Raw genomic sequence first — 13241 nt, 5'->3', positions numbered from 1 at the left:
GTCGTGGGGCCGCCCTCGTCCGGCTCCCGGGCTGACCGATGGCCGACAGCGGGATCTCCGCGACCACAAGCCGCTGCATGCCCTCGGCATCTCCCCTTGACGGAATCCCCCGTCCACCGGCATTCAGCGGCCCTCTCGGGTTGCCGTGGCCGAGGTCTGCCCCACTGCCCAGGTCGGGACCTGCTCGATGCGAACGACGGCGCAAGTGATCGAGACACCTCCACCATGCGCCACGATCAGCACATGGTCGCCCGCGCCGACTTCCCGCGTTGTGACGAGGTGGTTGAGGCCCACGATCTGGTCGTTGACCGTCATGTGCCCCAGCCCTCGCCCGAATTCGAGCAGCCCCTGCTCGGTGCGGAGGCCCATGGGGTCGAGGATCCCTCTGAGGTAGCCCTCCCGGCCGGTGAAGATATGTGCCACGCGGGTGATGTCGCCGACGTCGAGGTCGGCCTCGGCCATCGTCCGCAGGGCGAGCTCCGTCCGGAGTTCCCCCTGACGCCCCACGGCTTCGGAGATCGCCTCGTCCAGGGGTTCGGCCGTCGCCGGCCGGTCCTCGGCGTCCACGCCGGTCACGGGAGGGAACTCCTCGCCGCGGAAGCGCTCTTCGACCTCGGCGGTGGATCCGCTGTTGATCGACAGGAGTCTGGCGAAACCGGGCTCCTTGGTGAGCACGACGGCACTGGCACCGTCGGCGATGACCCCGTTCTCGAGGGATGCCCAGCGGTTGAAGTGCGGGGTGCTCACGTTGTCGGAGCCCGTGAGGAGCGCCGCCGCGCGCTCGGGAACGGACTGGAGGTAGCAGGCGGCGAGTTCGAGCGAGCCGATCAGGCCGTTGCATCCCTGACTGACCTGGAAGGAGGGGATGTCCCGGTCGGTGACCTGGCGCAGGATGTAATGCTGGGCCGACCAGGCTCCGGGCCCCTGTTTGTGCATGCCGGCGTGGATGTGGAGGGCGAGGTCGTGGGGGTGGGTACCGGCGCGCTCGATGGCCTGGCGCGCCGCCCGTACGGCCATGTCCGGTGCCGGCGTGTCGCCGGCGACGGCCGCGCCCGTCCATCCTTGGTACTCGTGGTCCTCCGGGTCGTACAGGCCCAGTTCCACCGCTCTCCTGGCATCGAGGACGGTGGGGACGTGTACGCCGAGCCCTGCGATGTACAGGTCGGGGGTCTTCACTTCGAGGACGCTCCTTCCGGCGCGTGGTCGGCCGCCGTGGCGGCCTTCGTGTCGGCGATGGCCTGGGCGAGGGATTCGACGGAGCTGTCCCGGAGGATCTTGACCATCGGCAGCCGGACCTTGAGTCGCCGGTCGATGTCGTTCCTGAGCTGAACCGCCATCAGCGAGTCCATGCCCATCCTGTTGAGCGGCCGGCTCGCGCTCACACGCTCCGGCTTCAGGCCCAGGACGGTGGCCGCGATCTTCTTCAGCGTCTCGACCACCCCGGAATCCGTCCCTTCACGGGGCACGGGGACGGGGCCGGCAGCAGGCTGCCGTGTCGGGGGTGCCGGCCGGGCCGCGCGGGACGCGGATCGCGCCGGGTCAGCCGGAGCGTGCGGCCGTGCCGGGGTGTCGTGCCGGGTCAGTTCGCCGAGCAGCGGGACCTGTGCCGCGTCGGGATGGACGCGCGCCCATGAGGGCCAGTCGGTTCGCAGGACGACGGAGTGCGAGGTGCCTTCGGCGAGGACCCGCCCCAGAACGGTGAGCCCCTCCTCGGGAGAGAAGCTCCCCATGCCCTGGGGGACGAGGCCGCGGCCGTTCTCCTCTTCCTCGCGGGCGACCATGCCGACGCTGTCCCAGTACCCCCAGTTGACCGACGTGGCCGGGGCGCCGGCGGCGAGACGGTGGTGCGCCAGGGCGTCGAGGAACGCGTTCCCGGCCGCGTAGCCGCCCAGAAGGGGCGACGACAGGATCGAGGAGCCGGAGGAGAACAGGACGAACATGTCCAGCGGCGTGTCCCGCACCAGCCGGTGCAGGTTCCACGCCCCCGACACCTTGGCCCGGAGAAGTGAGTCGAGGTGCCGCGCCGTCGTGCCGCTCACCGGGACGGAGTCGTAGGTGCCGGCGGCGTGGAACACACCACGCAGGGGTGCCTTGCCCCTGTGGGCCCTGTCGGCGAGGAGCGCGCTCATGGCCTGGTGGTCGGCCACGTCGACGGCCGCGTACTCGACGTCGACGCCCCGCAGCGCGAGATCCCGCAGCAGGACCGGCAGTCCGGCCTGCGGATGGTCGGGGGCAACCGTTGCCGGATCGGGCAACGGGGTTCGGCCGGTCAGGAGGAGCGTACGGGCTCCCTGGTCGACGAGCCACGCAGCGAGTCGTGCTCCGATGCCTCCCGCGCCACCGGTGATGAGGTAGGTGCCCGCGCGCACGGGTGCGGAGGACGTGGTCCTCCCGCGGACCGGCGCGGCGGGCAGCACGTCGTCGGGGAAGGCGAGGACGGTCTGCGTGGTGCGCCGCCCGGTCCGGCTCTCCGGCTGGGGGGCCTGGCCGGCTTCGGCGGCGCCGAGTTCGCGGTGGGGCAGTGGGGCGAGCGCCCCCTTGCCGACGAGATCCGCCGTCGCCCGCAACACCGCACCGGCACGGTGGGGCTGATGCCGGAGCATGTGGGCGATGTCGACCGCGTGGAAGGAGATGTTGGGCACCAGGCGAGCGGGCTCCAAGGGGGCGGCATCGGCGCTGTCGGGCCCGCTGAGCTCCACGTAGCGTCCGTAGGGTGCCAGCAAGGAGAGGCCGGCATCGGTGCCGTGGCCCGTACGGGTGCGGAGGATGACGTCGAATCCGTCCTCGCCGGCGGCCTCACGGAGCGCCGCATCGCCGGAGCTTCCGGCGACGTCGTGGACGTCCGCGCCCAGCCATCGGGCCACATTCACCGCGGCCGGGCCAAATCCGGCGGCCTCCGCGTGGACGAGCACGCGGTCCCCCTGTGCGACACGGGCGACGTCGTGGAGCGCGTGGTAGGCGGTGAGGTACGCCCGGGGCAGTGTCGCGGCCTCGGCGGGCGCGACGCCCGCGGGCATCGGCGCCGTCAGGACGGACTTGGTGACGACGTGCGAGGCCGTCGCGTTCTCGGCGAGGGCGACGACCAGGTCGCCGACGGACACGTCGCGCACGCCCTCCCCAACGGCGATCACGGTCCCGGAGCAGCCCGTGGCCAGCGGGACCCCCGGAAGGTCGAGTGCGGCGTGGGAGACACGGATGACGACCTCGTCCGCGTCGGGCACGGGAGGCGCGAACGGGGTCAGCCGACAGTCGTCGGCTGTGCCCGGTCGTGGGAGCGAAAGGCGTACGGCCGCCACCGGCCCCGCGTCCGCGGAGGACTCCTGACGCGCGACCAGGCGGGCGACACGGCGCACGCCGTCACGCAACGCGATCTGGTCCTCGTCGTCGGGTCCGAGGATGTCCGCGATCAGGGCGTCGACACTCTTGGGGTTGCGGTCGAGGTCGACCAGTCGCGTGCGCAGCTCCGGGTGTTCGGCGGACAGCGTACGTCCCAGCCCCCACAGCAGCGCCTGGAAGGGGGCGACGTGCCGGTCGTCGGCCGCGACACGCTGGGCGTGGCGGCTGATCAGCCACAGACCCGGGTCGCCGGAATGTTCCCGGGCGTCCAGCGCCTGCGCGAGATGGATGACACTGCCGCACGACAGCAGCCGCGCTCTGTCGATCTCCTTGGCGGTGGCGTCGAGTCCGGCTTCCGCGTCCAGGGACCACAGGTGCACGATGCCACGGAGCCGCCCGCGGTCCGCGACGTCGGCCAGCACCGCGGCGTAATGCGCGGGGTCGGCGGGGTCGATGCGGAACCGGTCGCCGGCGGCCTGGTAGCTCGCGGCAGCGGTCACGACGACGGTGTCCTGGCCTTCGGCGGCGAGCCCTCGGACGACGGCCCGCCCGAAGGGGCCGCTGTCGCTGAAGACCAGCCAGGTCCCGTGGCGGGAGGGGACGCCGACGGTGTCCGGGCGCGGCCGCGTCTTCCACCGCAGTTCGTAGCGGAGGCTGTCCAGGTCGTCGGCGGGGGCCGTCGTCTCGGGGGCTTCCTCGAGAGCGGGGGCATGGCCTGCGAGGTACTGGAGTCGCGCACCGCGCATCTCGGCCAGGAGCCGGCCGGAGGAGTCGGCCAAGCGGATGTCGGCGGCGAAGGAGTCCTCGCGCGTGGTGGGAACCAGACGCGCGTGGCTGAAGACTTCGTGCCCGGGCCGGTGGTAGGAGCGGAACTCGTCGATGCCGCCGAAGACGAACACGGCCTCCGCGTCCGCCACGGTGCGGGGACGGGCAGCCGCCATCGCGTGGCAGCCGGCGTCGAGCAGCGCGGGGTGGAAGTGGTGGTCGCCGAGGGCGGCGCGTACTCCCTCGGGACTCGCGAGGCGTGCCAGAGTCTCGCCGTCCCGGCGCCACAGCTCCGCCACGCCCTGGAACGCGCCGTTCCACTGGTTGCCGCGTTCGGCGTTGTAGGCGTAGAACTCGGCGGCGCTCTGGTGCGTGGTGAGCCTGTTGCGCACGGCCGTCAGGTCGACCGGGGCCCGGTGTTCCGGCTCGTGAAGGGCGCGCCCCTCCGCTTCGGCGTGCAGGACCCACGGGGCGTCGTCGGTGAGTCGTCCGTGAACCTGGAGGGCGACCCGCTCCGCGTCGAGGACGGCGCTCACCCTCAGGGTGGGGGCCGGGCCGTTCCCGTCGAGGTAGAGGGCCTGCCGGTAGCGGACGTCGGTCAGTGCGACCGGTCCGTCACCGAGGATCCGGCGGGTGGCTTCCGTGAGCAGCTCCAGGTAGAGCGTGCCGGGCACGACGACCGTGTCCTGGATCCGGTGGTCGGCCAGGTAGGCGTGGCGGTGCGGATCGAGGGGGCCCTCCCACGTGCGGGTGTCTCCGGCGGCCGTCGTGCGGGTTCCCAGCAGCGGGTGGCCGGGCGCGGTTTCCGGCTCGGGCCGCGCGGGCTTCGGAGCGGCGGCGGACTCGGGCAGCCAGTGCCGGGTGCGCTGCCAGGGGTAGCCGGGCAGCGGAACGTACCGGCCGCCGTCGACGATGGCGGTGAGGTCCAGCGGCACCCCCGCCGTGTGCAGGCGCCCCGCGGCGGTCAGCAGGGCGGAGCGTTCGTCCTCGTCGCGCTGGAGGGAGCCGACGGCGGTGGTGTCGTCGCGGCCCGACGCGCGACCGGTCTCCTTGATGGCGTTGACCAGTACCGGGTGGGGGCTCACTTCAATGAACACGGTCTCGGCGGAGTCCAGTTGGTGACGCACCGCGCCGACGAAGTCGACGGCCTCACGGATGTTGCGCGCCCAGTAATCGGCGTCCATGCCCGAGCCGTCGATGACCTCGCCGAGGAGCGTCGAGTGGATCGGGACGACCGCACGGCGCGGGGCGAGGCCCTTCAGCGCCTCCAGCAGGCCGTCACGGACCACGTCCATGTGCGGGGAGTGCGAGGCGAAGTCGACCTTGACCAGCCGGTTGGGTATCCCCCGTGCGTCGAGACCCACCAGGACCTCTGCCAGGGCGTCCACGTCTCCTGCGAGCAGCGTCGACGACGGACTGTTGGCGGCCGCGACGGAGACGGTGTCCTCGTGGCCCGCGAGGGCCCGGCCCGCCTCGTCGGCGGGCAGGGCGACCACGGCCATGGCACCACGCCCGGCGAGGCGCTTGGCGATCCGGCTGCGGCGGCAGATGACGGCCGCGGCGTCCTCGAGGCTCAGGGCTCCCGCGATGTAGGCGGCCGCCGATTCGCCCATGCTGTGGCCGATGACGACGTCGGGTTCGACGCCCCAGGAGCGCCAGACCTCCGCCAGGGCGATCTCCATCGCCCACAGCGCGGGCTGGACGACGTCGAGTTCGGCGAAGCGGTCCGCGGGGCCGTCCTGGAGGAGTTCGATGACGGACCACCCGGTCTCGGCGCGGATGGCGGCGTCGCAGGCCCGCATGGCGCGGGCGAAGGACGGTTCGCCGTCGAGCAGTTCGCGGCCCATGCCGATCCACTGGGAGCCCTGGCCGGGGAAGACGAACGCGACCCTGGGGCGCTGCGCGGGATCGGTGTCCTCCGAGTAGGACAGGGAGGGGTCGGGCTCCCCCTGCGCGAAAGCGGTCAGTGCCCGTGCGGCCTGCTCGTGCGAGGCGACCGGAACGGCCAACCGGGCGTCGAGGTGGGAGCGGTGCAGCGCCGCGCTGTGGCAGACGTCGCGCAGAGGGCGGGAGCGGCCGCTCGGGGCCGTGAGGAATCGCGCGTAGGAGCCCGCGAGTTCGGTGAGGGCCTCGGGTGTCGCGGCGGAGAGGGTGAGCAGTTCCGCGCGGTCCGTGGCCTTTCCGCCGACGGGCTCCGCGGCGGGCACGTGTTCCTCCAGCACGAGGTGGGCGTTGGTGCCGGAGATGCCGAAGCTGTTGACGACCGCCAGAGCGGGCCGGTCGGCGTCGGGCAGCGGCGTGTTCCGGGTCGCGACGGTCAGCGGAAGCGTCGCCCAGGGCACGGCCGGGTTGGGCTCGTTGAAATGCAGGCTCGGGGGGACGACGCGCTTTTCGAGGCAGAGGACGGCCTTGATGAGGCCGGCGATGCCCGCCGCCGCCTCGGTGTGCCCGATGTTGGTCTTGACCGATCCGACGAGGGCGGGACGATCGGCGGGCCGGTCCTTGCCAAGGACCTCGGCGAGCGCTTCGAGTTCGACCGGGTCGCCGACGGCGGTCCCGGTGCCGTGTGCCTCCACGTAGTCCACGTCGGCCGGATGCACGCCCGCGTCGGCATAGGCGCGCTCGAGCACGTCGCGCTGGCCCTTGACCCCAGGGGCGATCATGTATCCGCCGGACCGGCCGTCGTTGCCCACCGCGGAGCCACGCAGGACCGCCCGGATCCGGTTCCCGTCGGCAAGCGCCTCGGCGAGGGGCTTGAGGATCACGCTGCCGACGCCTTCGCTGCGGACGAAGCCGTCCGCGGACGCGTCGCCGAACTTGCAGCGGCCGTCCCTGGCGAGCATGCCCGCGCCGGAGTACGCGACCCCTGCGTCCGGCTGGAGAACGAGATGAACCGCGCCGACAACGGCCAGCCGGCATTCGCCGAGGCGGAGGGCCTGAACGGCATGGTGCACCGCCACCAGGCCTGATGAACATGCCGCGTCGACGGTGATGCTGGGGCCTCGCAGGTCGAAGGCGTAGGACAGCCGCCCTGACATGGGCGCGCGGAGGCCGCCTCCCGTCATGTCGTACAGGTCGTAGTGGTCACGTGCGGCACGCTGGGCGTGCCAGTAGTCGTCGCTGATCTGGCCGATGTAGACGCCCGCGTCGGAGCCGGCCACCGCGGCCAGCGGGACGCCCGCGTCCTCCAGGGCCTCGTAGGCGACTTCCAGCAGCAGCCGCTGCTGGGGGTCCATCTTGTCGGCCTCACGCCGGGAGATGCCGAAGAAGCCGGCGTCGAAGTCCGTGACCTGCCGGACGAATCCGCCCCACCGGCTGACGGTGCGGCCGGGGGTGCGCGGGGTCGCGTCGTAGACCGCGTCGACGTCGTAGCGGTCGGCGGGGATCTCGGTGATCGCGTCGGTGCCGTCGCGCAGGAGCTCCCACAACTCGTCGACGGTGTCGGCGCCGGCGAACCGGCCGGCCATGCCGATGACGGCGATGGGTTCGGCGGGCTCCCGCCCCGGTGTGCGGCTGGGGTTGTCGTGCACGGGCACGTTCTGTTCCTCATGTCTGGCTGGGTGGCTCTGGCGAGGCCACGGGGGGTACTGCCGGCTGGACCGCTTCCGCGGAGAGGCTCACACCACGGTCGACTCAGCCCTTGCTCCGGATGGCGGCGAACCGGGCGTCCGCCTGCTCCTGGACGAGGTCCAGGTCGTGTTCGGTCTCGGCACCGGGTGTCGCGTCGGGCAGGTCGTCCTCCAGCCTCCGCAGCGGCCGGTACAGGAGTCCGACGGCGCCCCATACGGCTATGCACAGCCCGCACACGATGAGCAGCAGGGCCATGCCGCGTCCGGGGCCGCTGCCGAGCATGCCGCCGAGCCCGGGATGCCCCCGCAGGAGTGGCGCAAAGACGCCGTCGGCGAGCGGGCCCGCCGCGAGAAAGCCCACGGGCTGGGTGGCGAGCGCGAGCATGACGTTGGTGGCCAGGACCCGGCCCTGCAGTTCCTGCCCGACCTTGACCTGAATGATCGACAGCCAGTGGGCGTTCATCACGGCCATGGCGCCCATCCGCAGCGCCAGGCCGATCGCCACGACGGGCAGTGACGCGTGCACGCCCATCAGGACGGTGCCGGCGCCGACGCCGAGGGTGGCGCCGATCATGCCGGTGGCCCGGCGCCGGGTCCCACCCCAGGGGATCATCAGCAGACCGCCGACCACGCCGCCGAGTCCGCCCAGGGTCGTCACCAGGCCGAGCTGCGGGACTCCGGCGAAGGACAGCACGAGCGGCTGCACCGCGACGAACACCGTCGAGGCGAAGAGGTTCAGCACCGCGGCGAAGCCGGTCAGCAGGAGCAGCGGCCTACGGCTCGCGATGAACCGCCAGCCGCCGGTGAGGGCCTGACCGAAGGACTCGCGTTGCCGCCGGAACATCCGGTCGGGGAAACGGACGGCCAGCAGGGACCCGATGCCCGCCGCGAAGGCGCATACGCCCACTCCGACGACGCCGGACACTCCGACGAGGGCCACGAGCGCGCCGCCGAGCAGCGGTCCGACGACACCGGCGAAACCGAGTCCGAGCCCCACGAGGGCGTTGGCCTGCGGCAGGTAGGGCTTGGGCACCAGCTGGGCGGTGGCGGCCAGATACGCGGGCCGGTGGAAGGCCGTCGCGATCGACGTGATCGTCACGATGAGGCACACGGCGGCCAGGGACGTCCGGCCCGTGGCCAGGAGCACCGCCAGCGCCGCCATGGCGAGCGCGCTGGTGCCGTCCGCCGCGAGCATGACGCGGCGGCGGTCCACCCGGTCGGCGACCGCTCCCCCGACGGGTGTCGCCAGTACGGCGGGGAGCGTGGCGAGCATGGTGACGAGGGCCAGGTCCAGGACCCGGCCGCTGCGCTGGTAGGCCCATACGCCGAGGGCGAACATGCTGAGGCTGCCGCCCAGCATGGACAGGAACTGCCCGGCGGCGACGGTGTGGAAGGGGCGCAGACCCGAGGGCCGTACCGGGACCGCGGCGACCGGTTCTGGCAGGCGCCCGGCGGTCCAGTCCGTGATCCGCTCCTTGAGCAGGGCGGCGAGGGCGCCGGCCTGGTGACGCAGGAAGTAGTGGCCCGCCTTCGGGAGGGTGGCGAGCTCGACCCGGTCGGCGAAGGCACCCCATTCGCGGTACCGCTCCTGGTACAGCTCGGTGGAGTGGTCGGCCTCGCCCACCACGCACAGGACCGGCGCCTTCAGGGCGGCGCGCGGCGCGGCCAGCTCCCGGCCGTACCAGGCCCGGGCCTGCGTCGAGTCGTGGCGCATGGCCCGCAGGGCGGTCTCGGTGGTGGTGTCGTCCATGTCATCGAGGATTCCGCCGGTCGTGCGGAGGATGTCGCGGTAGTGGCGGCTGGAGGCCCAGCGCTCCAGCGGCAGAACGCGGTTGGCCCAGGCGGCCACCCGTCCCGGCAGGCCCGCGGAGGGGAAGTTGCCCGCCACGACCACGCCGAGCACCTCGCGTCCGCCGGCCTCCAGCCTGCGGGCGAGCGCGACGGCGGCGGCCGATCCCACGGAGTGCCCGTAGACGAGGACGGGCCCGGCGACCGTCGCCCGGATCTCCTCGGCGAGCCGTTCGGTGAGCTCGTCGAGGGGCAGGAACTCCTCGGCGGGGCGCGCGGGATCGTGTCCGGGCAACTCGACGGCGAGCAGGGCCAGATCGTCCGGGAGTGCCACGGCGAGCGGCTGGTAGACGGCCGCCGACCCGCCTCCGTACGGGAAGCAGACCACGGTGGCCGCGGCGTTCCGCGACCCGCTCAGGCGGTGGAGCAGACGGCCCCGCCCGGTGTCGGACGCGTCGAGGTGCGCGGCCAGTTCACGGACGGTGGGCCGGGTGAACATGTCGATCACCCGCAGCCCGGGGTCGCAGGCCCGTACGGCGCGGACCGCGGTGAACGAGTCGCCGCCGAGCGCGAAGAAGTCGTCGTCAATCCCGATGCCGGGCAGTCCGAGGACCTGTGCCCACACCTCGGCGAGGTGGTGCTCTGTACGGGTGCGGGGCGGCACGCGTTCGTCGGCGTCCTGCGCGGTGGGGCGCGGCAGGGCGGCCCTGTCGACCTTGCCGTTCGGTGTCAGGGGGAACCGGTCGAGCACCGTGAGGGAGGCGGGCACCATGTACTCGGGCAGCCGGTCCCGCAGCCCGGTGCGGAGCTCGCGGGAGTCCAGCGGGCTTCCGGGGTTCTGCACGACCCAGGCCGCCAGGGCCTGGCGCTGTCCTTCGCCGACGGGCAGCACGACCGCTTCGGCGACGCCCGGCAGCGCGCGCAGGGCTTCGGCGACGTCGCCCGGCTCCACCCGGTAGCCGCGCACCTTCACCTGGTCGTCGACGCGGCCGCGGAACTCCACCCAGCCGTCCGGGCGCATCCGCAGGACGTCGCCCGAACGGTACAGCCGCTGCCCGTCCACGGTGACGAACCGCTGCGCGGTCAGCTCCGGTGCGCCGATGTAGCCGCGGGCGACTCCGGGGCCGCCGACGAGGAACTCCCCCGGTATGCCCGCGGGCAGCGGGCGGCCGTCCCGGTCGGCGAGGAAGCCCATGGTGTTGGGCACCGGATGGCGGCCGAGCGGGACGATGCCGCTGCGCAGGCCCTCCGGAACGTCGTCGACGTCGCAGACCATGCGGACCATGGTGGATTCGGTGTGCCCGTAGTGGTTCTGCACCCGCAGTTCCGGGCGGGCGGCTCGGGCCCGCTCGACGATGGACCAGGGCAGCGCCTCGCCGGCGAACATCAGCAGCTTGCGCGGCAGGACGGCGCCGATGTCGCCGTGGGCCGCGAGCAGTTCGAAGTGGCTCGGGACGAGTTTGATGACGTCCATGGGGTGCTCGGCCAGGTAGCCGGCCAAGGCCACGGGATCCATGGCCGTCTCGCGTGCCACGAAGTGGAGGGTGCCGCCGGTGGTCAGGGCCGCGTGGAAGCAGGTGTGGGCGAAGTCGGCCGCGATGGTGGACATCACGGCGAAGAGGCCGCCGTGGACGTCCTGGCCCAGCCGTTCCAGGACGCCGTCCAGGTAGTCGGTCACGCTGCCGTGCTCGACGGAGACGCCCTTGGGCGTACCGGTGGACCCGGAGGTGAAGATGACGTGCAGCAGGTGTCCGGGGCGCACCGGCACGTCGGGCCGGTGATCGGGATGGTCCCGGAGCGTCGTGGGATCGTCGAGTACCACGACGTGCCTGCCGTCGCCCTCAACGAGTGATGCGAACTCCCGCACGGTCACGACCGTGCGGACCTCGGCGGTCTCCAGGATCGAGACGATCCGGCTCGCCGGGTACATGGCGTCCAGCGGCACGTATCCGGCACCCGCCTTCAGGACGCCGTGCAGGGCGGCGGGCAGGGCGACCGAGTGCTCCAGCAGTACGCCGACGGGCTCGTCGCAGGTGACTCCGGCGGCGATCAGGGCGTGGGCGATGCGGTTGGCGGTGCGATCGAGTTCCCCGTAAGTGAGGCGTCCGTCGGGCGCCACCACGGCGAGCGCGTCGGGGGTGCGGTCCGCCCACCGCTCGACGAGCGGGTGCAGGGTACGCGGTGCCTCCTCGCGCACCGGGCCGCGCAGTTCCGGCGCGGCGTCGGGCGTCAACGCCGCGGCGCCCACGGGCCCGTCGGGGTCGTCCAGCAGCTGCGCCAGCAGGTTCCCGTACCACGACGCGATGTCCCGGACGGTCTCCTCGTCGAAGAGGTCGCTGCGGTAGTTCAGGGTGCCGGTGAAGCCGGCCGGTCCTTCCGCAAGGGTGAGGTGGAGATCGGACTTGGCGGACAGCACCGGTGGGCTCAGCGAGGTCACCTCGAGGCCCGCGAAGGCCGGCGGTTCGTCGTCCAGGACCAGGAAGTTGAACAGCGTCTGGACGATCGGGGCGGAGGTGGCGCTGCGGTCGGGCCGGAGCCGCGCGACCACCCGCTCGAACGGCACGTCGGCGTGGGCGAACGCGTCCAGCGCCACCTCCCTGGTCCGCTGCAGCAGTTGCGCCCACGTCGGGTCGCCGGACAGGTCGGTGCGCATGACGACGGTGTTGATGAAGCAGCCCACCATGGCGTCCGTACTGGGATGGCGGCGGCCCGCTTCCACCACGCCCACCGGCACGTCGGTGGTGGCGCACATGCGGGACAGCAAGGCCTGCCAGGTCGCGAGGAACACCATGAACGGGGTGCAGCCGGTCCGCGCGGCGACCGCCCGGACCCGCTCGGCCCGGTCGCCGGCGATCGCCAGGTCGACCTCGCTGCCCGCAGGGCTCGCGATCGCGGGCCGGGGCCGGTCGGAAGGGAGGTCCAACTGAGGTGCGAGACCGGCCAGTCGCTCCTCCCACCAGTCCACGTCGTCGTTCTGCTCCGGACGGGAGGCCTGCCACGCGGCGTAGTCGGTGTGCTGCTCCGGAGACGGCGGGGCCTCGGCGAGTCCGAGCATGGCGGCGTACAGCACGGGGAGTTCGGCACGGATCACGCCCAGGGACGTGCCGTCGATCGCTATGTGATGGAATGTCAGGGCAAGTGTCGACGCGTCACCGCTGCGGAGCAGCGCGGCGCGCATGGGCGGCCGCCGTGCCAGGTCGAAGGGCCGGTCGGCCTCCGCCGCGAGTGCCGCGTCCAGGTGATCGGCCGGAACGTCCTCGACGGTCACCGGTACGTCCGCGGCGCTGCCCACGACGGTGACGGGTTCCCCGTCCCGTTCCTCGATCCGGCTGCGGAGCACCTCGTGGCGCTGCGCCAGTTCCCGGACGGCACCGAACAGGGCCTGCTCGTCCAGGGAACCGCGCAGCCGCAGCACGACGCGGGAGTGGAACGCGGAACCACTGGTGCCGAGCTGCTCGAGGAACCACAGTCTGGTCTGTGCGGACGTGAGCGGGATCGCCGCGGACGGGTCGGAGCGGCGTGGCAGCGTGTCGGCGGGCTTGGCGAGTGCCGCCGCCAGCCGCCGCTCCAGCAGCTCGCGGGAGCGCGTCCGCACATCGTCCGCGGTCGCCAGCGAGCCTTCACCGAGAGCCCCAGCTCCCATGGTGTCCATCCTCCTTCAAGGTGCCGACCGCCGCCGGCCGGTGGTCCGGACGACGCCGCCTCATCGGCACGACGTCACCGGGGCTTCTCCGCCCGTGACGGTCCGGTGCCCGGTGTCGATGTCCGGTCGGCGTTTGTGCT

3 protein-coding genes are annotated in these 13241 nt (G+C 72.8%); all 3 read right to left on the bottom strand.

All coding sequences use genetic code 11. The features are described 5' to 3' along the window. Positions 1-123 precede the first annotated feature (123 nt). The 3 genes from AB0F62_RS27875 to AB0F62_RS27865 all read right to left on the bottom strand — a co-directional run bounded on the left by AB0F62_RS27875 (position 124) and on the right by AB0F62_RS27865 (position 13101). Positions 124-1176: a ketoacyl-ACP synthase III family protein gene (locus AB0F62_RS27875; protein ID WP_361804828.1), complete on the bottom strand. Its 1053-nt coding sequence runs from the start codon at positions 1174-1176 to the stop codon at positions 124-126. Continuing rightward, positions 1173-7637, bottom strand: coding sequence for an acyltransferase domain-containing protein (locus AB0F62_RS27870; protein ID WP_361804826.1), 6465 nt, complete (start codon positions 7635-7637; stop codon positions 1173-1175). Before AB0F62_RS27870 ends, AB0F62_RS27875 begins: the two co-directional genes overlap by 4 nt. 97 nt (positions 7638-7734) lie before the next feature. After that, the gene (locus tag AB0F62_RS27865) at positions 7735-13101 is read right to left on the bottom strand and encodes an amino acid adenylation domain-containing protein (RefSeq protein WP_361804823.1); all 5367 of its coding nucleotides are present in this window, start codon (positions 13099-13101) and stop codon (positions 7735-7737) included. Between the last annotated feature and the right edge of the window lie 140 nt (positions 13102-13241).

Source organism: Streptomyces sp. NPDC026673, assembly GCF_040638135.1.
In the GTDB taxonomy this organism is placed as follows: Bacteria; Actinomycetota; Actinomycetes; order Streptomycetales; family Streptomycetaceae; genus Actinacidiphila.
This window is presented reverse-complemented; position numbering and strand designations above follow the sequence as displayed.

What these genes read in the sequence shown, in the direction of transcription:
- AB0F62_RS27865 (WP_361804823.1), bottom strand. Translation starts at nt 13,101, where the DNA reads ATGGGAGCTGGGGCTCTCGGTGAAGGCTCGCTGGCGACCGCGGACGAT.